At 36.1% G+C, this 18,720-nt stretch carries 18 protein-coding genes; 9 read left to right on the top strand and 9 right to left on the bottom strand.

Annotation, left to right across the window (positions count from 1 at the left end):
* The 3 genes from CDIMF43_RS00910 to CDIMF43_RS00920 form a co-directional block, all read right to left on the bottom strand.
* Positions 1–206, bottom strand: a 206-nt coding sequence (locus CDIMF43_RS00910) for a DUF3958 family protein (protein WP_162532890.1), incomplete at its 3' end; no start/stop codon positions are given.
* 18 nt (positions 207–224) lie between these two features.
* A complete protein-coding gene (locus CDIMF43_RS00915; protein WP_109840932.1) occupies positions 225–503 on the bottom strand; it encodes a TIGR04197 family type VII secretion effector in 279 nt (92 codons plus the stop codon).
* 191 nt (positions 504–694) lie between these two features.
* Entirely contained in the window at positions 695–1,141 is a 447-nt protein-coding gene (locus tag CDIMF43_RS00920) for a histidine kinase N-terminal domain-containing protein (protein ID WP_109840933.1), read from the bottom strand.
* 201 nt (positions 1,142–1,342) lie between these two features.
* Here CDIMF43_RS00920 and CDIMF43_RS00925 point away from each other — a divergent pair, with 201 nt between their 5' ends.
* Genes CDIMF43_RS00925 through CDIMF43_RS00940 form a run of 4 tightly spaced genes read left to right on the top strand, consistent with a single transcriptional unit; the run spans position 1,343 to position 5,052 of the window.
* Positions 1,343–1,942 carry a glycoside hydrolase family 73 protein gene (locus CDIMF43_RS00925; protein ID WP_109840934.1) on the top strand — a complete coding sequence of 200 codons (600 nt, stop codon included), beginning with the start codon at positions 1,343–1,345 and terminating at the stop codon, positions 1,940–1,942.
* Positions 1,939–2,952 carry an LCP family protein gene (locus CDIMF43_RS00930; RefSeq protein ID WP_109840935.1) on the top strand — a complete coding sequence of 338 codons (1,014 nt, stop codon included), beginning with the start codon at positions 1,939–1,941 and terminating at the stop codon, positions 2,950–2,952. Before CDIMF43_RS00925 ends, CDIMF43_RS00930 begins: the two co-directional genes overlap by 4 nt.
* A 56-nt stretch (positions 2,953–3,008) precedes the next feature.
* Complete coding sequence (locus CDIMF43_RS00935) at positions 3,009–3,653, top strand: response regulator transcription factor (RefSeq protein ID WP_109840936.1); 645 nt, start codon at positions 3,009–3,011, stop codon at positions 3,651–3,653.
* On the top strand, positions 3,643–5,052 hold the full coding sequence (locus tag CDIMF43_RS00940; protein WP_233218334.1) for a HAMP domain-containing sensor histidine kinase: 1,410 nt from the start codon (positions 3,643–3,645) through the stop codon (positions 5,050–5,052). The genes CDIMF43_RS00935 and CDIMF43_RS00940 overlap by 11 nt, the downstream gene beginning before the upstream one ends.
* 60 nt (positions 5,053–5,112) lie before the next feature.
* On the opposite strand, the gene CDIMF43_RS00945 is transcribed toward CDIMF43_RS00940, so the two are convergent.
* The gene (locus CDIMF43_RS00945; protein WP_109840938.1) at positions 5,113–6,003 is read right to left on the bottom strand and encodes a helix-turn-helix domain-containing protein; all 891 of its coding nucleotides are present in this window, start codon (positions 6,001–6,003) and stop codon (positions 5,113–5,115) included.
* Between the two features lie 131 nt (positions 6,004–6,134).
* Here CDIMF43_RS00945 and CDIMF43_RS00950 point away from each other — a divergent pair, with 131 nt between their 5' ends.
* From CDIMF43_RS00950 to CDIMF43_RS00960, 3 genes are all read left to right on the top strand, one after another.
* Positions 6,135–6,773 (top strand): CPBP family intramembrane glutamic endopeptidase, encoded by a 639-nt coding sequence (locus tag CDIMF43_RS00950; RefSeq protein ID WP_074403468.1) that lies wholly within the window; start codon positions 6,135–6,137, stop codon positions 6,771–6,773.
* Positions 6,774–6,821: 48 nt separating this feature from the next.
* Positions 6,822–7,133, top strand: coding sequence for a heavy metal-binding domain-containing protein (locus tag CDIMF43_RS00955; RefSeq protein ID WP_074403469.1), 312 nt, complete (start codon positions 6,822–6,824; stop codon positions 7,131–7,133).
* Between the two features lie 178 nt (positions 7,134–7,311).
* Entirely contained in the window at positions 7,312–9,645 is a 2,334-nt protein-coding gene (locus CDIMF43_RS00960; RefSeq protein ID WP_109840939.1) for a glycoside hydrolase, read from the top strand.
* A 47-nt stretch (positions 9,646–9,692) separates the two neighbouring features.
* Here the strand turns inward: CDIMF43_RS00960 and CDIMF43_RS00965 are convergent, their stop codons facing one another.
* The 3 genes from CDIMF43_RS00965 to CDIMF43_RS00975 form a co-directional block, all read right to left on the bottom strand.
* The gene (locus CDIMF43_RS00965; protein WP_109840940.1) at positions 9,693–10,772 is read right to left on the bottom strand and encodes an endonuclease/exonuclease/phosphatase family protein; all 1,080 of its coding nucleotides are present in this window, start codon (positions 10,770–10,772) and stop codon (positions 9,693–9,695) included.
* A gap of 99 nt (positions 10,773–10,871) precedes the next feature.
* Complete coding sequence (locus tag CDIMF43_RS00970) at positions 10,872–12,482, bottom strand: glycoside hydrolase family 13 protein (protein WP_109840941.1); 1,611 nt, start codon at positions 12,480–12,482, stop codon at positions 10,872–10,874.
* Positions 12,475–14,427: a sucrose-specific PTS transporter subunit IIBC gene (locus CDIMF43_RS00975; RefSeq protein WP_109840942.1), complete on the bottom strand. Its 1,953-nt coding sequence runs from the start codon at positions 14,425–14,427 to the stop codon at positions 12,475–12,477. Before CDIMF43_RS00975 ends, CDIMF43_RS00970 begins: the two co-directional genes overlap by 8 nt.
* A 206-nt stretch (positions 14,428–14,633) precedes the next feature.
* Here CDIMF43_RS00975 and CDIMF43_RS00980 point away from each other — a divergent pair, with 206 nt between their 5' ends.
* Both CDIMF43_RS00980 and CDIMF43_RS00985 read left to right on the top strand, forming a co-directional pair.
* Positions 14,634–16,130 (top strand): sucrose-6-phosphate hydrolase, encoded by a 1,497-nt coding sequence (locus CDIMF43_RS00980; protein WP_193553784.1) that lies wholly within the window; start codon positions 14,634–14,636, stop codon positions 16,128–16,130.
* Positions 16,131–16,144: 14 nt separating this feature from the next.
* Positions 16,145–17,125: a LacI family DNA-binding transcriptional regulator gene (locus CDIMF43_RS00985; RefSeq protein ID WP_074403474.1), complete on the top strand. Its 981-nt coding sequence runs from the start codon at positions 16,145–16,147 to the stop codon at positions 17,123–17,125.
* Positions 17,126–17,218: 93 nt separating this feature from the next.
* Here the strand turns inward: CDIMF43_RS00985 and CDIMF43_RS00990 are convergent, their stop codons facing one another.
* Together CDIMF43_RS00990 and CDIMF43_RS00995 are read right to left on the bottom strand one after the other, a co-directional pair.
* Complete coding sequence (locus CDIMF43_RS00990) at positions 17,219–17,797, bottom strand: histidine phosphatase family protein (RefSeq protein WP_109840943.1); 579 nt, start codon at positions 17,795–17,797, stop codon at positions 17,219–17,221.
* A gap of 67 nt (positions 17,798–17,864) precedes the next feature.
* A complete protein-coding gene (locus CDIMF43_RS00995; protein ID WP_109840944.1) occupies positions 17,865–18,701 on the bottom strand; it encodes an aldo/keto reductase in 837 nt (278 codons plus the stop codon).
* Positions 18,702–18,720 lie beyond the last annotated feature (19 nt).

Here is an 18,720-nt window from a genome sequence, read left to right on the forward strand (position 1 = left end):
TGCAAGTTTGCGATTTGACCGCTCATTTCTCCTTCTCTCCAAGTCTCATGCAGTTCATTAAAAAGGTGTTGGACTCTTTGAAAAATACTCTGAACGTCCCCTGTGTTCTGTTCTAACTTACGGAGATCCGTTTCTGTTTGATAGCGGTCTTCCGTGATATTTCTTAATTGTTTTTGCAACTCGTCAATCGTTGACTGTGGTTCCAATCCTTATTCCTCCAAACATTAGTTTATGCTAAATAAGGATTTTGCTAGTGTTTGATCCGTTGCTTCAAAATCCGTCGCGATACTTTGGATATTTTGGCTATCACGCTGTAAGGCACCTAAAAAGCTCGTTAACAATGAGCTTGTTTGATCACTAGTAAGACCAGATTTTTGGTTTCCTAATACCGTTGTAGCGGAAGCTTTTGAGATTGAACTAGGTTGAGAGAACGTCTGTGTAGCGTTGAAAAGTTCGGTAGCTAGAGAACGAGCTTGATTGAAATCACTTTTTATTACTCCCATTTTAAAATCCCCTTTAGTTTAATAATAGCGCATTTGATTTTTAAAATACAGATGTTTTATTATTATTAAACCATAGATTTCTAAAAAAGAAAATAGTAAACAAAATCATTATTTGAAATTCTATCTGTAACGCTTGTTGATTGTAAATTTAGCCATTCAGAGTTGGAGAGATAACATTTCAGCCATTTCTTCTATAATACTGCTTTAAATGTATAGTCCATATAGCCTGAATAGATGGCATAAGAATTTTCTGTTTCGTGCTTGCGTACTAATAACATGTATTCTAGTAATTCTTCATAACTTACAGCTATTTTTTCTTCTTTTTTATGTTGAATTAAAAACTCAAGCATCGCTTTTGAATACTCGAAAAAATTAAAATAAACTTCCTTAAAGGGTGTGTTCATTGCAGCGCGGTCTTCCCCTATTCCTTGACAGATATCTGATAAATTCGTTTTTTTCATCTGCGTATCTAAACTGGCCTGAAATAAAAACAAACATTCTTTTCGATATTCAATTAAGTAGTCCTTCTCAGAAGCTCTTAGTGTATGTTCATTTGAGTGAATGTAATATTCATTTACCCAATAATCAATAAATTCTAAATCGTGTTTTTTTAAGTAGTCGTAGATTTTCTGATTCATGTTTTATCGTCACCTTCCCGATTTTCACTATTTCTTCAAATAACTAGATTATACTTTTTTTTTTACTTTACCATAAATCTTTCCAATTTTAAAAAGAATTCCATAGTAAAATTCATCCTTTTCTTGATTTCGCCATTCTTTTGTAACATTCCCATTCTATACTCTTTTTAACAACTACAACAGAAATGAGGACGAACATTTATGGCACCTTTAACTATTGCGAAAAAAACATTCTTACCTATTTTATTTCTTATGCTGGCTTTATCTTTCTGGTTCTTTTCAGTGACGAATATTTCGCAAAATAAGACATTACCGATAGAACAGCCTGACAATTCAACAGCTTATCAACAAAAATTCATTGATGAAATAGTTTTGGAAGCCCAAGCTCTTCAACAACAAACAAACTTATTTGCAAGTATTACAATTGCTCAAGCAATTTTAGAATCTGACTGGGGACGAAGTGATTTGGCAGTTGATTCTCATAATCTCTTTGGGATTAAAGGAAGTTTCAACGATCAATCTAGTACCCTGCCAACGGATGAATTTGAAAATGGAGAACGTATTACAATTGAGGCTAGCTTTAAAAAATATGACACTATCCAAGAATCAATGGTTGATCACATCGACTTTCTAAAAGGTGGAACGTATGACGCCATCAAAACTAGTACCGATTATAAAGAAGCTGCTTATGCCTTACAAAATGGAGGGTATGCTACAGATCCTCAATACGCAGAAAAATTAATCGAATTGATTGAACAGTTTCATTTAAATAAATACGATCAACAAGGGAGTTTATCATGAGCAAACAAACAACTATCCAAAAAAGACGTCGTCACTTTTTACTAGGCGGTATTATCCTTTTAGCAATTGGGCTAACGAGTTTTGCGGTTTATGGCGCTACATTATTAACTGAAACAAAACAGGTTATTGATGGTTCTTTTCAGCCCTTAAAAAGAGATGACGGAATTAAAAAATCGCTTTCAAAGAAAGATCCATTCTCTGTTTTACTGATGGGAATTGATGATACGAGTGAACGTAATTTAGGCAGTGCTCGGACAGACGCTCTAATTTATTTGACTATAAATCCTAAAAATCATACGGTTGATATGGTCAGTATTCCTCGTGATACCTATACAACAATAAAAACAAAGCAAACTACTTATCAAACAAGAATCAACGCTGCCTACGCTTATGGACAAGAGGAAATCACGGTTCCAACAGTGGAGAAGCTGTTAAATGCTCCCGTTGATTATTATGCTACCTTCAATTTTAATTCATTTCTTGAAATCGTTGATCAATTGGGCGGTATTGAGGTTGATGTTCCCGTTACTTTCACGGATACCAATACTCTTGGAAATGGTGAAATTCACTTAAAAAAAGGAAAGCAACATTTGACTGGTGAAGAGGCATTAGCACTGGCAAGAACTAGACATATTGATAATGACGTCAAGCGTGGCGAACGCCAGCAACTTGTTCTTGAAGCGATTGCAAAGAAAGCTATGGACACTGGTTCAATCAAGCAATATTCAAGTGTTTTAGCCGTCATTGGTAAAAATATGAAAACTGATTTAACATTTAATGACATTCTTGATTTAGGAAAAACCGCTTTGGGAAAACCTTATACATTTACTTCTTATGTCTTTGACTGGGGAGATGTTACAATTGATGAGGCAAGTATGGTGGAATTATTTCCAGACAGTCTTGATTTTATCAGCCATCGTTTGAGAGTTTCTTTAAAATTAGATGATGCTGATCAACGTGATAAAAAAGAGTATCAGTTTACAAGTACTAAGGAAAGCCAGTATAATTAAGGAAAGAATAGAATCCAGCAACTGGGTTCTATCTTTTTTTGAAAGGAAGTTACTCAATGAATATTTTAATTGCCGACGATAGTCTAGAAATTGTCCATATTGTTCGTGCTTATTTAAAAAAAGACGGATTTACTGTATTTACAGCATCCAACGGGGAAGAAGCCCTAGATATTTTTTATCAAGAAAAAATTGATTTAGCTATTGTTGATTGGATGATGCCTAAACTCGACGGGATTGAGGTTACTAAAACAATCAAAGCAGAAAGTCCCGTGAAGGTGCTGATGTTGACTGCAAAAAATACCGGGGCTGACGAGTTTCTTTCATTAACAAACGGCGCCGATGACTACATCACGAAGCCTTTCCATCCGCAAGTCTTAATGTTGCGCATCAAAAAGTTATTAGGTTTGGCTCAAACCATTTTCATTCAAGATTTGATGATTGACCCTACCAATATGAAAGTTTGGAAAAAGGATGACTCCATCGATTTAACGAAAAAAGAATTTGAATTATTAATGATGCTTTTTAAAAATCGTGGCACTATTTTAACTAGAGAACAATTGTTAATTGGCGTGTGGGGAATGGAATATGATGGCGTTGAACGAACAGTCGATACTCACATCAGACGACTCCGGGAAAAAGTCGGAACCTCTATCGTCCATACAAAACGAGGAGTGGGATATACCATTGAAAATGAACTTTAAAAAAATAAGCACTACGTTAACCGTGACCCTATCGTCGATTTTAATTGCTAGTTTTATTTTAATGTTTCTCCTCAACACCTTGATTTTGCCTCACTACTATTTTTCAAAAATGGAAGATAAAGTAAGTCAGGTGATGACATCTATTAAAGCCTTGCCTGATACAAAAAGAACAACAGATGCATTAAATCAGCTAGAAAATACTCAACAAGTAACGATTTTAAAGTTAAAAAACGACCCTGCCCACATTGATGAGTTTAATGAAGCTTTAAATACACAACTTAATCGCAAAAGAGTTGCCTTAAATCGGTTTTGGATTACTGAAGACACATTGAATCAGTTACAAAAAAGTCCCTCTTCCATCCAAAGAAATTTCGATCAAGGAAAACAAAAATCAAGCTTCTTAGTAGAGATGGCAATGATAAAGGACACTTTTTATCTCGTTGGCGTTTCAACTGTCGACTTTACAGAAACCGTTGAAATTATTAATACTTTTAATTTAATCTCTTTAAGCGTGACCTTGCTCATCATTATTGTCTTAATTTATTTTTCTGCAAAAAAAATAACCGATCCTTTAGTTAAATTAAAAACCATTGCTGAAGAAATTTCAACGTTAACTTTTGTTACAACGACTGATATTCCTAGCAATGAAATTGGTGAATTAGCCATCAGCATCAATAAAATGAGTCACGCACTTGCTCGTTACCAACAAAATTTATTAGCTACTAATAAACAATTAAAGCAATTTACAGCGGATTTAACCCATGAATTAAAAACGCCGATTGCAGTGATTAAAGCCTATGGTTCAGGAATTGAAGACGGTTTAGATGATGGGACCTATCTCAGCGTTATCTTGCAACAAACCCAACGTCTAAATGAAATCGTAGACCAAATGTTAACCTATGCCAAGCTTGAATCTCAGCCTCTTCAAAAAACGTCTCTTCAGCTAAGTGAATGTTGGAATCAAAGCGTGATGGCGTTAACACCGATGATGAAAAAAGAGCAGCTCTTATTATTAGAAGCCAAAACAGATCACCCCTTACCCGCTATTGAAGCTGATCCAGCACTTATTAAACGTGTTTTTGATAATCTTCTAACCAATAGTATTAAATACACAACCGATAAGGAAATCCAAGTAACTTGGCGAGAAACCGCTACATTGATTGAATTTTCTATTAGCAATCAAACAAACTTACCGACTGGATTCGATGTAGATAAACTTTGGGAAGCTTTTTACGTTTATGAAAAGTCTCGAAACAAAGATTTATCAGGAACGGGATTAGGGTTGCCAATTGTGAAATCAATTATGGAGGAACACGGCTTCAGCATTGAGGCAAAATTAGTTCATCATTTGTTAGTCTTTACGTTGACTTTTCATAAAAATGAAACAAAAAACCGTTAATTTTATAACTAAAAAATAATGTGAACCCTCATTTTTAATAAAAAGAGGGTTCACATTATTTTAGTGTTCCTGCATAGCAACTATTTTTTTAAATTGAGTATAGGTTTCTTTAAACAAATTGGCTTGATAATGGAATTCCAAATTTTCTAAAGTATCGATGGCGTTGTTTACTTTTTTTTCACCATCAAGCAACTTATCTTCATAAATTAACATTAAGCCCATGTAATAAAAATAACTAATTCTAAAAAACAGTTCTTCAATTCCGTTAGAAAAATAATCTAACTCTTTCAAAAGGATTTTAGCCGTTTCAATATCAAGCAACATCATGGCTTCACGAGTAGAATTGACTAGTAATGTACAGATAACTTTTTTTCCTCTTCCAAAATCTTTATATTTCCTCATTTTTGGAAGCAGCAACTTAAAATAATCGAGTCTCTCTTTATAATCAATATAGTCAATCGTGTTGGCTAAAAAGCGCAGTTCGTCGATTGTCCAATCTTGTATAGTCTCTAAATGAGTCATAATTAGATTTAAGGCTTGTTCATCTATCTTTTCTTTTCTATATATCCCAGTCTCATTATAATCATTTAGTTGATCGATTCGAGCAGTCAGTTCAGCTATTTTTAAGTTAACCTGATTGTTATCAACTGCGTTGCTGATTTTATTTTTCAAGTTCACTAGACCCGTAATATCATTTATATTTCCGTAATGTCCGTATTCATTATAAAAAGCTTCTGATTGAGACTCATGGTAATGATTGTAAATATATAGAAATTCATCTACTTCCATTGGGATTTTTTCTAAAATTTGATTGAATAAAAAAAACGAAATGTCATGTTTTCCTTGTTCAAATCGAATCGCATATGATTTTGACATAATCGATTGATATAAGTATTTTTGCGTTATATTTTTTTTAATTCTAATTTCTCGAATTAACTCACCGTATGTCAAACGATCACTCTTTTCTCTTTTTTACTAACTATTATAAAATAAAAGTGTTAAATAAGGTACTTTTAAGCATTTATTGCTTTTTTTATTTATAATAAGTCGTGTAAGTATTACGTACAAGGAGGATCAGCATTATGTATGAATTAAAAGAAAATAAGTTATCTGGAAGAAGAATGATTATTGGTTCTCTGCTATTATTGATAGGCTTTATCTTCCTTATGGTTTACAGTTGGGCTTGGTGGGGACTATTTGTTGGAGGAGCGATCGCTTGGATAATTGTTTTTGGTGCTACTGGACGTGAATCGTTTCATTTTCCAAAAAAATTGTGGGTTATTCCATTAGGTGTTCTGCTTTATTTTGTGGTTGGAATCGTCTTCGGCACACTTGCAAAAGCACTTGGACTACATTGGGCAAGTAGTCCCGCAGTTGGTCATCTTAACGAACTTATCCTCATGCTTCCTATTATGTTAATGGGAGAAGAGTTGTTGGGCATAGGTATTTTAGAAGTGGCACGAAAAAAAGGACTGTCCTTAACTACCAGTACACTAATAAGTGCTGTAATTTTTGGTTTACTGCATGTGATTCCATATTGGGATGGCAGTCTATTTTCAACCTTATTGCATGTTTTACTTTTGCAAGGTGTTGCTAGAATTATTTTTAATTTCATTTATTTGAAAACAGGAAATAGTATATGGGGCTCTTGGGTAGCCCATATGCTAGTAGATATCATTGCATTATTTGTGGCACAATCTATAATGGTAGGTATGATATAATTCTGTTCTATCATTTCTAAAAACAACGACAAGAGAGGAAGGATTTACATGCTAATAACAACTACTGAAGCGATACCAGGAAAAGAATATGAAGTGATTGGAGAAGTTTTTGGACTAACCACACAATCCAAAAATGTCTTCAAAAATATTGGTGCTAATTTGAAAAACATTGTGGGTGGTGAAATAAAAGCCTACACGGAAATGTTGGAAGAATCTCGTGAAAAAGCGATTGAACGCTTGAAACAAAATGCTAAGGACATGGGAGCAGACGCCGTTGTGATGATGCGCTTTGATTCCGGTTCGATTGGAACAGATATGCAGTCCGTTGCAGCATATGGAACAGCCGTAAAATACAAATAATTTTTATCTAAACCAGTTTACTCTTTCTCCATCTCTTTATTTTAAATAGAGAGATGGGGAATTTTTTTATTTAAAATACCCAATCCATTCAATCCTCCTTTATCGTTCTTACTCTACTTTCGCCATTTTTCTGTAACATTCCCTTGCTACACTAAGTCCATCTTAAAGGAGGACAATTATGAAAAAATTTGGAGTGTATTTAAGTTTAGCAATGATTTCACTGTCATTACCCGCTTGTAGTTTGGCAAATTCAAAAGAAGCTGGAACGGTTGACGCTGCTGTCGTAAACAAAGAGGTCGAAAAAAATAAATCCTACGCGAAAAAGGATTTTGATTTTGACGTTGTTCCTGAAACCTTTCAAGTAGCCATCACAGAAAATGGAACGAAGGAAATTGTTGCACAACCTTTGGAAGCTAAGAAAGTTACCGATTTAAAAAAAGAGAAAAAACAGATTAGTTGGACTTATCCAACCGAACAAATCCACGTTGACATTCAGAAAAAAGCGAATCATCTGGCTATTTCCATCACAAGTTCAGATAAAGAAGACCGCACCTTTAATTGGCCAAAGCTAGACGCAACAAACTATACGTTGCCTATCGCTGAAGGAAAGACCATTCCCAATGACCAAAAAGATTGGCTGGCCTATTTTAAACAAAACGACGAATTAGCTATGAGTGAGTCTTTTTCAATGAACTTTTTCACAACCAATCAACAAAAATTCGCTACTACTTTTGTGATGGACAATACTTTTGATAGTGACTTGATTGCTCAAACAGAGCCTCATTTAACACTTGAAAATGCGCATCATTTTATTGGGTTTAATCCAAATAAAACCTTGAATTATCGTTTATATGTAACCGATAATGATCCTGTTGCAATTGCCAAAACCTATCAAATGGACCGGATGGAGCGTGGGGAATTTAAAACCCTTGATGAAAAAGCTGAAAAAAATCCGGAAATCAAAAAAATGGCAGGTGCGATTCAAGTTTATTATTGGAACAATCGTATTTTAAATACCGAAGATATCAAATGGAACAAGCTTCCCGATAAAGTCGACGAACCTATTTTTAAATGGATTGGCGAACTATTGGATCAATACGGCGAAGATGGTTCCGAAGAATATTTAAATGCGTTAGCTGCCTTTAAAAATCATGAAGGGTATACATTTGAAAAAAATACTATTTTAACAGCGATTAATTATACTTTGCTTTATCCTCAATTTTACAACGACGCTATTTTTAAAAATCCTGATAAGATAGCTCAACAGTTACTGGATAAAGGAATTGATTCCCTGAGTGAACAAGAACGCTACACGCTAAATAAACATTTATTAGCTGGGGTTCTTTCGGATTTGACACCAGAACTTAATTCATGGGGACAAGCTTCTTCTACGGATGTTTTAAAAGATATGAAAGCCAGTGGCATTGAAAATGCTTGGATTGGTTTGCCAAATTGGGCGAATGGCTTGATGAATCCAACGATGGTTAAAACAGCAAATGACCAAGGCTACTTAGTTGGCCCCTATGATTCTTATCAATCGATTCAAGAAAATGCAAGTATTGACTGGAACACAGCTTCTTTCCCTAATAAAGACCTTTACGAGCAAGCAACGGTTTCCAAAAAAAATGGGGACAAAGTGGCTGGTTTCTTAGGTAAAGGACGTAAGCTAAATCCAACGCTTATTTTCCCAGATGTCAAAGAGCGCTTTACTGGCATCGTTAAAAATAAAATTCCCTTTAATTCTTGGTTTTTAGATACCGATGCTGCAGGTGAAATTTATAATGATTACAGTAAAGATCACTTAACAACTAAAAGCGAAGATGTCGCTGGACGTTTACAACGAATGGATTATTTCGATCAACAAGGAATGGTCGTTGGCTCTGAGGGGGGAAATGATTTTGCCTCAAAAGAAATGGTTTTTGCTCATGGATTAGAAACACCCGTCATTATGTGGTCAGATCCTGATATGCGTGAAAATAAAGACAGCCCCTATTATGTTGGAAGTTACGCTGCTCTTGATGGCGGCATCCCTAGCAAATACAATAAAGTAGTCCCTATCAAAGAAGAATATAAAGCTATTTACACAGATCCAGTTTATTCGCTACCACTGTATAAACTTGTCTACAATCGCTCTGTTATTACATCTCATCATTGGGAATGGGATAGCTACAAAATCAAGGATCAAGTTAGCGAGCGTCGTATGACAGAATATTTATATAACACGCCACCGATGGCCCATTTAGATAAAGCGAGCTGGGAAGAACATAAAGCTGATTTAAGCCAAAATGCTAAAACTTGGGCGCCGTTCCAAAAAGCAACTTTACAACATGAAATGACTGATTTCAGTATGTTAACAGCGGATCGTTTAGTCCAAAAAACACAATTTGGAGATAAACTGTCTGTCATCGCTAATTTTTCTGATACTGATTATGAGGCTAATGGTGTGAAGGTTGCTGCTCAAACCGCTCTTGTTCTAAATGATGGAAAAGAAACAGTGATTAAAGGAGACTAACTAAAAAGATCCACAGCCCAATTAAACTGGGTTGCGGATCTTTTTGTTTAATTCAATTCAAATGTCATCTCAACTGGATTGTGATCTGAATGTTCAAATCCCGCATCAATCACATTGGTACGACGATTCGTTACATTATCCGAAATAATAAAGCCATCAATCACCGCAACAAAAGATTTATCTTTTTCATAGGGTTTATCCAAATTGCGGACACTTGGAACTGGCGTTTTCACGTCACTAAGTTCTGCTAGTGATAAATTTTTTGGCAAGTCTTTTTTAGGGAATGCTTGTAGCCACGTGTACTCTTCCTCTTGATTATTATCAAATACCTCTGAGGATGTTTCTAGTAAATCATGATTGAAGTCCCCACCGCAAATAACATAGTTCCCTTTTTTATATTCGGCCTCCATATGATTAAATAATTTGGCAATCTGTTCTTTTTGTACTTTTTTATCCTTCATATAGGCAGATAAATGAACATTATAAAGCATTAAATTCTTTCCATTTTCTACGGGTATCTTCGAGACCGTAAAGGCTCTGTCTAAATCAAAAAACTTATTGAAATTTGTTTCAATCGGCAAACTGTAGCGCGTGCTTTCGGTTATTTGAACATCACTCATTGTGACAATTCCAGATTTTGATTTTCCAATCGGATCAAAAATAGGATACATCAAGTACGCTGAATCGTAATTGGTCGCATAGCTTCTTGAATAGGTTGGGAAACGTTGACTTAGTTGTTTGATTTCATTGATTCCTCGACTACGTGTTGCGTTTACATCTACTTCTTGAAACAGTGCAAAATCCGGATTAGCATTTTGAATGGTTTTTGCCGCACCATTTACATTGGTTAATACACTTTCTTTGCTATACGCTTTTGATTCTTTTCCGCCATCCATAAAAAAGGTGTATTCGGGACTGTAGGAACCGTAACCGATGTTAAAGGTCGTAACGTTATATTCTTTCTTTTGAACTATTTTTGTAGCTGTTGCTTTTTGTTTGATTTCAGCAGGGAGCTGATCATCCAGTCTAGCATAGCTCACATAAACATAGCCGACATAAATCAAAACGGCTACTAAGATAATCCCTAACATTCCACCAACTATTTTCAAAAACTTTTTTATCTTCATATTCCATAAACCCTCCACCCTTTAGTAAATTCCATTATATCATCAATGGATCTCAATTTGCTAAATGAAGGGTAAAAAAACTGCTCTTAAAAGAGCAGTTTAAACGACTACAGTCACCGCTTCAAAGGGTTCTAATTTCCCACTGAATAAATGCGTTCTCTCAGGTTCATAATTTGAAATCACAATTTCTTGAACTGCATACTTTTGGTTGAGTTGAAAATACTGGCTTTCTTTTGAAAAATTGACGATCGTCAGCCATTTGGTTGATTGCTCCGTTCGTAGATAGGCTAATACAACAGGATTCCCTGTTTCTATCTGTTGATAATCCCCCTCAACTAAAATTGAGTTTTCTTTCCGCAACGCAATTAATTTTTGATACGTATAAAAAATTGAATTTGAATCTGCCAAGGCATTTTCTACATTAATTGTATGAGAATTCTTGTGAACAGGTAACCACGGTGTTCCTTTTGTAAAACCACCATGCAATTCATTCCCCCACTGCATCGGATGCCTTGCGTTATCTCTACCTTTGGCATTAATCGACTTTATTAATGATTCTTTCGCGTATCCTTGGCGCAATCGCTCCTCATACATTCGTCTGCTTTCAATATCATCCACTTCACTAATTTCTGTAATTGGATAGTTTGTCATCCCAATTTCTTCGCCTTGATAGATATAGGGCGTTCCCTTCATTCCATGGAGATAAATAGCCAACATTTTAGCACTTTCTACACGATACTCGCCGTCATCTCCCCATCTTGAAACGATTCTAGGCAAATCATGGTTGTTCCAAAACAAACTATTCCAGCCTTCATTTCCTAGTTCAACTTGCCACTTAGAAAATACTTGATGCAACTCTGCTGGATTCAAGGTTTTTAAATCCCATTTTCGCTGTCCTTGAATTTTATCTAAATTAATATGCTCAAATTGGAAAACCATTGATAATTCCTGACGTGCTGGATGGGAATAATCTTTCGCAATTTCTGGAGTCGCACCCCATGTTTCACCCACTGTTACAACGTCATACTGACCAAAAGACTGTTCATTCATTTCTCTAAGATATGGATGCAACATCGGTCCATTTTTGGTGATTAAGTTTTCAGGTTCCTTGCCAATCAAATCAATTACGTCCATCCGAAATCCGCCTACTCCTTTGTCCAGCCAGAAGGTCATCATTTTCCATATTTCCTGTCGCAATTTTGGATTTTCCCAATTTAAATCTGGCTGTTTTTTAGAGTGGATGTGTAGATAATATTGTTGGGTAACTTCGTCATATTCCCAAGCAGAGCCACCAAAATCTGAAGTTAATTCATTTGGCTTATCTCGCCAAATATAATAATCTCGGTATCGATTTTCTTTACTTTTTTTAGCTTCAATAAACCAGCGATGTTCGTCTGAAGTGTGGTTGACAACTAAATCCATTATCACTTTGATGTTTCTTTTTTTCGCCTCGTCCAACAATTCATCCATGTCTTCCATTGTGCCATATTCCGGTTGGATTTCTTGATAATCGCTAATATCATAGCCATTGTCATCATTTGGAGATGCATAGACTGGACTAATCCACAAGCCTGTAATCCCTAGTTTTTCTAGATAATCTAAACGTTGGATGATTCCTTTAAGGTCTCCGATTCCATCCTCATTGCTATCTTGAAAACTCCTTGGATAAACTTGATAAATAACTGCATCTTGCCACCATTTTTTAGTCATTTTTTTTAACTGGTTGGGTTAAGGCAATCAGTGCTTCACCTGCTCCAACTTCCTCCTTGGTGATCTCTTCAACATTTCCATAAGCCAAAGTGTTGGTCACAATAACCATTACTGTAGCGTCATAACCAGCCGCTTGAATGTGTTCTTTATCAAAGGTACCTAATACGTCCCCTCGTTTAACTACTTGACCTTGGGTTACTTGTTGGGTAAAGCCAGTCCCTTTTAATTCTACCGTATCGATTCCCACATGAATCAACAGTTCACTTCCTAATGCTGATTTAATCCCATAAGCATGCTTGGTTTCATAAGCCACTTCAATCACGCCATCACAAGGCGCGTAAATCGTCCCGTCTAAAGGAATAATGGCTGCACCTTTTCCCATAAGTTCTGCTGAAAAAACTTGATCTTTTACTTGACGTAAGCTTTCGACTTGACCGGAAACAGGTGCGTAAATTACTTCATCCTGCACACCTTGCGCCACTTCTGATGGGTCTTCATTAATTGTTTGGGCTGTTGATGTACCTGTTTCCACATTCAATACTTTTTTTCCATACATAAAAGTAAACACAAAGGCTAAAACAAAACTAATGACACTGCAAATCATAAAGACTGGAATTGATTTTGGTGAAATGGAAATAAATCCTATCACACTGGCTGGTCCCATTGCTACTGCTAAAACATGAAATAATCCGATAAAAGCAGAGGCGATTCCAGAAGCAATCATCCCGCAGACAAACGGGAATTTTAATTTTAAATTGATCCCAAAAATAGCTGGCTCCGTAATACCTAAAAGTGCTGAAATACTAGCTGAAGAAGCTAAACTTTTTTGTTTATCATTTTTTGTAATAAAGAAAACAGCCAAACAAGCCGCCCCCTGCGCAATATTTGCCATTGACGCTACTGGGAAAATAAAGGAACCTCCTGTTTTAGCAACTTCTGCCAAAAGAGTCGTTTCAATTGCTGGAAAACTTTGGTGTAGTCCCGTAATAACAATCGGTGAATAAAACAAACCAAAAATTCCCATACCAAGAAAGCCTGTTGTTTCATACAACCAAACAAGGCCATCTGTCAAACCGTCACTCACAATACGCATCAAAGGTCCGACTAGGATAAAGGTTAAAAATCCCGTAATAATAATGGCCAACATCGGTGTAAAGGTAAAATCAAAAGCCTTTGAAATTCGTTTGTGGAAAAACTTCTCTAATGTTGCTAAGATCCAAGAAACAGCCAGAACAGGTAAAACAGAACCTTGATACCCTGCTTGAGCTACATTCAAACTAAAGATGTTCCAGTAAGGCATACTTCCATCTGTAATAGCATTGGCCACGCCGTATCCATTTACTAAACTTGGCATCACCATCACCATTCCCATGGCTGCTCCTAAATAGGGATTTCCTCCAAAACGTTTGGTTGCTGAAAAACCAACTAAGATTGGTAAAAAGGCAAAGGGTGCTGAGGCCATTAAATTAATAATATCTGCTAAATCTTTAATCGCTGGAAAATTTTCAACAACCGATTGAGGTCCAAATAGATGTTGTGCTGTCAATAAATTATTCAATGCCATTAACAAACCACCAGCAACTAAGGCTGGAACAATTGGTACAAAAATATCAGATAAAATTTTAATAAATGCCATTAAAGGATTCGGCTTATTTCCTTCGCTTGCAACAGCTTTTAAATCCTCTGTTGACGTTTCACGAACACCGGTCAACTTTACAAGTTCGTCATAGACGACATCCACATCCCCTGGTCCAACTATAATTTGAAATTGGCCATTCGTTTTAAACGTTCCTTTGATATCTGCTTGATTATCTAATAATTGCTGATTGATTTTACTATCGTCTTTTAGAACAAGACGCAATCTTGTCGCACAGTGGGCCGCAGCTTGAATATTATCTTCTCCTAATGCCGTTAAAATATCCTTGGCAACTTGTTTGTGATTCATCTTATCTCCTCCTATGAAATCGCTTTTATAGTTCTATCATACACGATTTTATTTTTATGTCAAACGTATATCATATTTATTGTTAATAAATACTAAAACGACACATTTCATCTATATAAAGCTTTTTAAAAATGACAAACGATTGACATATTTCAGAAACTACCGTATTCTAAAAATAGATAACGCTTTCTACTGGAGGTTTTTTTATGTCAAAGTTAATTGAAAATTGGACGACCGATTTACGTTACAAAAAATACAATGCTTGGGATTCCACCTATTTATCTGCATTAACAGAAAAAGTGAACGCTGCACCTTGGCGTTTGCAGTATCATATCCAGCCAACATCAGGTTTATTAAATGATCCAAATGGTTTTTCTTACTTTAATGGCAAGTGGCACTTATTTTACCAGGCCTATCCATTTGGCCCCGTGCATGGATTGAAATCTTGGGCTCATATGACTTCCACCGATTTAGTCCACTGGGAATATGAAGGCATCCCACTTGTACCAAGCAACGAATATGACAGCCACGGGGTTTATTCTGGCTCCGCTCTTCCAATTGAGGACAAGCTTTTTTTAATGTATACAGGAAATGTGCGCGATGCTGATTGGAATCGTTCTGCTTTCCAATTGGGAGCATGGCTCGACCAAGAGGGACAACTCACAAAATTGACACACCCTTTAATTGAAACAGATACTACTCAGTACACACATGATTTTCGTGATCCGCAAATTTTTAACTACGGAGATACTTATTTAGCAATAATCGGTGCACAAGATACGAACAAACAAGGAAAAGTCGCCGTCTATCAGTCTGAAAATAGTCACGATTGGCACTATCTTGGAAATTTAGCGTACACCGATTTACCGATGGGTTATATGGTAGAATGTCCCAATTTAGTATTTATCGACGAGCAACCGGTTTTACTTTTTTGTCCACAAGGTATCGATCATTCCTTACTGGATTATCAAACAATTTATCCAAATGCCTACGTTTTGGGAAGCCGCTTCAATAAAGAAACGTTAACTATTGAAAATCCGACAACTCTTCAAAACTTAGATGAAGGATTCGACGTTTACGCAACGCAAGCTTTTAACGCACCAGATGGTCGAGCGTTAAGTATTAGCTGGATTGGCCTTCCAGAAATTGAGTACCCTACTTTTTCTGATGGCTGGGCACATTGTCTAAGCTTGGTTAAGGAGCTATCCATTAAAGACGGGCACCTTTATCAGTTTCCTGTTGCTGAAACTCAAACACTACGCCAAAATGAGCTTTCTTTTAAAGGTCAGCTTCTTTCCTCAGGGCAACAATTACTTGAAAATACGTCTTTTTCCTATGAACTAGAGCTAGCATTGCCAAAAGACGAACGTGGTGAGTTGAAACTCTTTGCAGATGAGGACGCTACACGCTATTTAAGCCTATCTTTTGATACAATATCTGGTAAACTAACAGTAGATAGAACGCTAGCTGGTGTCCCATTCGCAGAAGAATTCGGCAATACTCGCTCTATAACTATTCCAAGACACGAAGCTCTTAAGCTTTCTATCTTTGTTGACCATTCAGTCTGCGAAATTTTTATCAATAATGGACTTAAAGTAATCACACTAAGACTTTTCCCTGCAGACAACCAAACTCATTTATGGTTATCTGGTTCTGGCAAGGGTTCTTATCAAGGAAAGTTCTGGGAATTACTTAGTCAATAAAAGGATGGAAATCAATGACAATCAAATTAACCGACGTTGCAAAAAAAGCAGGCGTTTCGCCAACCACCGTTTCAAGAGTCATTAATCATTATGGCTATTTAAGTCAAAAAACCATTGATAAAGTTCATTTAGCGATGGAAGAATTGAATTATCAACCTAATTCACTTGCACGCTCCTTGCAAGGTAAAAACACACAATTAATTGGCTTGATTTTCTCATCTGTAGGCAATCCTTTTTTTGGCGAATTAGTTGAAAAATTAGAAAATAAATTATTTGAAAAAGGCTACAAGACGATCTTATGTAATAGTGCGGACAATAAAGAAAAGGAACGTGATTATTTAAGAATGCTCGCTGCCAATAAGGTAGATGGCATTATTGCTGGCGCCCATAATTTAGGTATTAAAGAATACGAAAAAGTTGGTTTGCCTATCGTTTCATTTGACCGTTTTTTAGCCGATAATATTCCTATTGTTAGTAGTGACAATTTTCATGGTGGGCAAATCGCTACTCAGGCATTGATTCAATCTGGAGGAGAGAAGATTGCTATTTTTACAGGAACCAATCGTTCTAACTCTCCCACAAATAGTCGGCTAGAAGGATATTTAGCAACGATTAAAAAAAATCAATTAGAGCCTTATGTTTTTGAATTTGATTCTCATTACTCTCCTGCTTTAAAATCGCTTGAAATTAAAAAGATTTTAAAGGAAGAAGCGCTTGATAGCGTCTTTTGTACGGATGATCTAACGGCCATCTTAGTGATGAACGAAGCGGTGAAGTTAGGATTAAACGTTCCTGAAGAATTGAAAATTATTGGTTATGACGGAACTACTTTCATGCAGCAGTATTTTTCACAATTGACTACCATTGTACAACCTATTGAGGATTGTGCTACTCTCTTAATTGATTTGCTTGTCCAACGAATCACAGATAAAGACGTCGCCTTAGAACCGCTTTACACTCTTCCTGTAAAATTAATTCAGGGAGAATCAACTTAATGACAGCAAAAGACCCTTTTTAGCTAGCATAATTTGCTCAGTTAAAAGGGTCTTTTTTTGTTATTTTTTATCATTCAAATGACGACTTACTGTTTATAAAATAGAACTAAAATCATGCTCAATAATGTCTTCTAAACTAAATTGGTTGTCACTATACGTGTATTTAAACAACGAACAGTTTTGAATTTTGACATTTTTTTTAACTGGACTTGTGTGTTCCCAGTGACGATAAAAGTTCGCAATTGCAGCACCATGAGAAACAATCAAACTATTTTTTGCATGACTTTTTTCAATAATTTTTTTTATCGCTGAACTGATTCTTGCTTCTACTTCCTCTTGGGATTCGCCACCAAATTGCACAAAGTAATCCTTGTATGGAAGTGGGGGATTTAAATGTTCCCCTTCTCCTTCATAGGAACCAAAATTCCATTCTCGTAGATCTTTGATACGTTCATAGGGAAGATCCGTCAGCAGTTCAAGCGTATCAATGGCTCTTTCAGAGGTGGAAGTATACGCCTCATCAAACTGAATGCCTTCCTTTTCCAAATGCGCTCGTGCCATCTTAGCTTGTTTGATTCCTAGTTCAGTTAAAGGAGAGTCACAAAATCCTTGTATTTTGTGTTGAGCGTTGAATAGAGTTTGTCCATGTCTCACTAAATAGAGTGTTGTCATTTATTTACCTCTTTTCATAGGATTTAATTGATTGTACATTTGGAAAAATGTTTTTTTATCACCCTTTTTAGATGCCTTCTATTTCACGAGTTACCATCCATTTAATCATAGCAGGATCTGCATGTGAGAAGAATTGACTTTCGCCATCATTTAATGTGGCTATCTGATTGATATCTTCTGCTGTTAATTCAAAATCAAATACATCGATATTCTCTTTCATTCGATCTGGATTAACTGATTTTGCTAGTACGATAATGTCTTGTTGAATTAACCAACGCAGGATAATTTGAGCGACACTTTTGTGATAGGTTTGACCAATTTTCGTTAGAATAGGATTTTTAAAAATATCCCTTTTTCCTTCAGCAAAAGGCGCCCATGCTTCAACAGCAATCCCATCTTCACGTAATGCTTTGATAGTATTGGTTTGCTGTTGGAATGGATTGATTTGTGGTTTAATTTCATTAAATGCGGCTAAATCAATTGCACGATCGACGGCAAAATTTGAAATACCAATTGCTCGTACCTTGCCTGATTTTTGCAATTCTTCCATGGCACGCCACGCACCATAAACGTCATTGTACGGCTGATGTATCAGTAATAGATCGACATATTCAAGATTGAGGCGTTTAAGGGATTCGTCGAAAGATTTCATGACGCCGTCATAACTGACATTGTGTACCCAAATTTTAGTGGTCACAAATAGCTCTTCCCGCGCAATGCCAGAGGCTGTAATTCCCTGACCAACTTCACTCTCGTTTAGATAACTTTGTGCGGTATCAATATGACGGTAACCTGCTTTAATTGCATCTTCGACTGCTTGTGCTGTCTTTTCTTTCGGAATTTGATATACCCCAAATCCTATGATTGGTACCTGAACACCGTTTGCTAACGTTACTTTTTTCATAATTAACTACCCCTAGTTT

The sequence above is a fragment of the Carnobacterium divergens genome (genome assembly GCF_900258435.1).
Taxonomy (GTDB): Bacteria; Bacillota; Bacilli; order Lactobacillales; family Carnobacteriaceae; genus Carnobacterium; species Carnobacterium divergens_A.

Excerpts from the sequence above, each read along its gene's own strand:
- CDIMF43_RS00955 (WP_074403469.1), top strand. The coding sequence starts at position 6,822 with ATGCTAATAACAACTACTGAAGCGATACCAGGAAAAGAATATGAAGTG.
- CDIMF43_RS00960 (WP_109840939.1), top strand. The coding sequence starts at position 7,312 with ATGAAAAAATTTGGAGTGTATTTAAGTTTAGCAATGATTTCACTGTCA.
- CDIMF43_RS00940 (WP_233218334.1), top strand. The coding sequence starts at position 3,643 with ATGAACTTTAAAAAAATAAGCACTACGTTAACCGTGACCCTATCGTCG.
- CDIMF43_RS00975 (WP_109840942.1), bottom strand. The coding sequence starts at position 14,427 with ATGAATCACAAACAAGTTGCCAAGGATATTTTAACGGCATTAGGAGAA.
- CDIMF43_RS00965 (WP_109840940.1), bottom strand. The coding sequence starts at position 10,772 with ATGAAGATAAAAAAGTTTTTGAAAATAGTTGGTGGAATGTTAGGGATT.
- CDIMF43_RS00915 (WP_109840932.1), bottom strand. The coding sequence starts at position 503 with ATGGGAGTAATAAAAAGTGATTTCAATCAAGCTCGTTCTCTAGCTACC.
- CDIMF43_RS00985 (WP_074403474.1), top strand. The coding sequence starts at position 16,145 with ATGACAATCAAATTAACCGACGTTGCAAAAAAAGCAGGCGTTTCGCCA.
- CDIMF43_RS00995 (WP_109840944.1), bottom strand. The coding sequence starts at position 18,701 with ATGAAAAAAGTAACGTTAGCAAACGGTGTTCAGGTACCAATCATAGGA.
- CDIMF43_RS00970 (WP_109840941.1), bottom strand. The coding sequence starts at position 12,482 with ATGACTAAAAAATGGTGGCAAGATGCAGTTATTTATCAAGTTTATCCA.
- CDIMF43_RS00920 (WP_109840933.1), bottom strand. The coding sequence starts at position 1,141 with ATGAATCAGAAAATCTACGACTACTTAAAAAAACACGATTTAGAATTT.
- CDIMF43_RS00980 (WP_193553784.1), top strand. The coding sequence starts at position 14,634 with ATGTCAAAGTTAATTGAAAATTGGACGACCGATTTACGTTACAAAAAA.
- CDIMF43_RS00950 (WP_074403468.1), top strand. The coding sequence starts at position 6,135 with ATGTATGAATTAAAAGAAAATAAGTTATCTGGAAGAAGAATGATTATT.
- CDIMF43_RS00925 (WP_109840934.1), top strand. The coding sequence starts at position 1,343 with ATGGCACCTTTAACTATTGCGAAAAAAACATTCTTACCTATTTTATTT.
- CDIMF43_RS00990 (WP_109840943.1), bottom strand. The coding sequence starts at position 17,797 with ATGACAACACTCTATTTAGTGAGACATGGACAAACTCTATTCAACGCT.
- CDIMF43_RS00935 (WP_109840936.1), top strand. The coding sequence starts at position 3,009 with ATGAATATTTTAATTGCCGACGATAGTCTAGAAATTGTCCATATTGTT.
- CDIMF43_RS00930 (WP_109840935.1), top strand. The coding sequence starts at position 1,939 with ATGAGCAAACAAACAACTATCCAAAAAAGACGTCGTCACTTTTTACTA.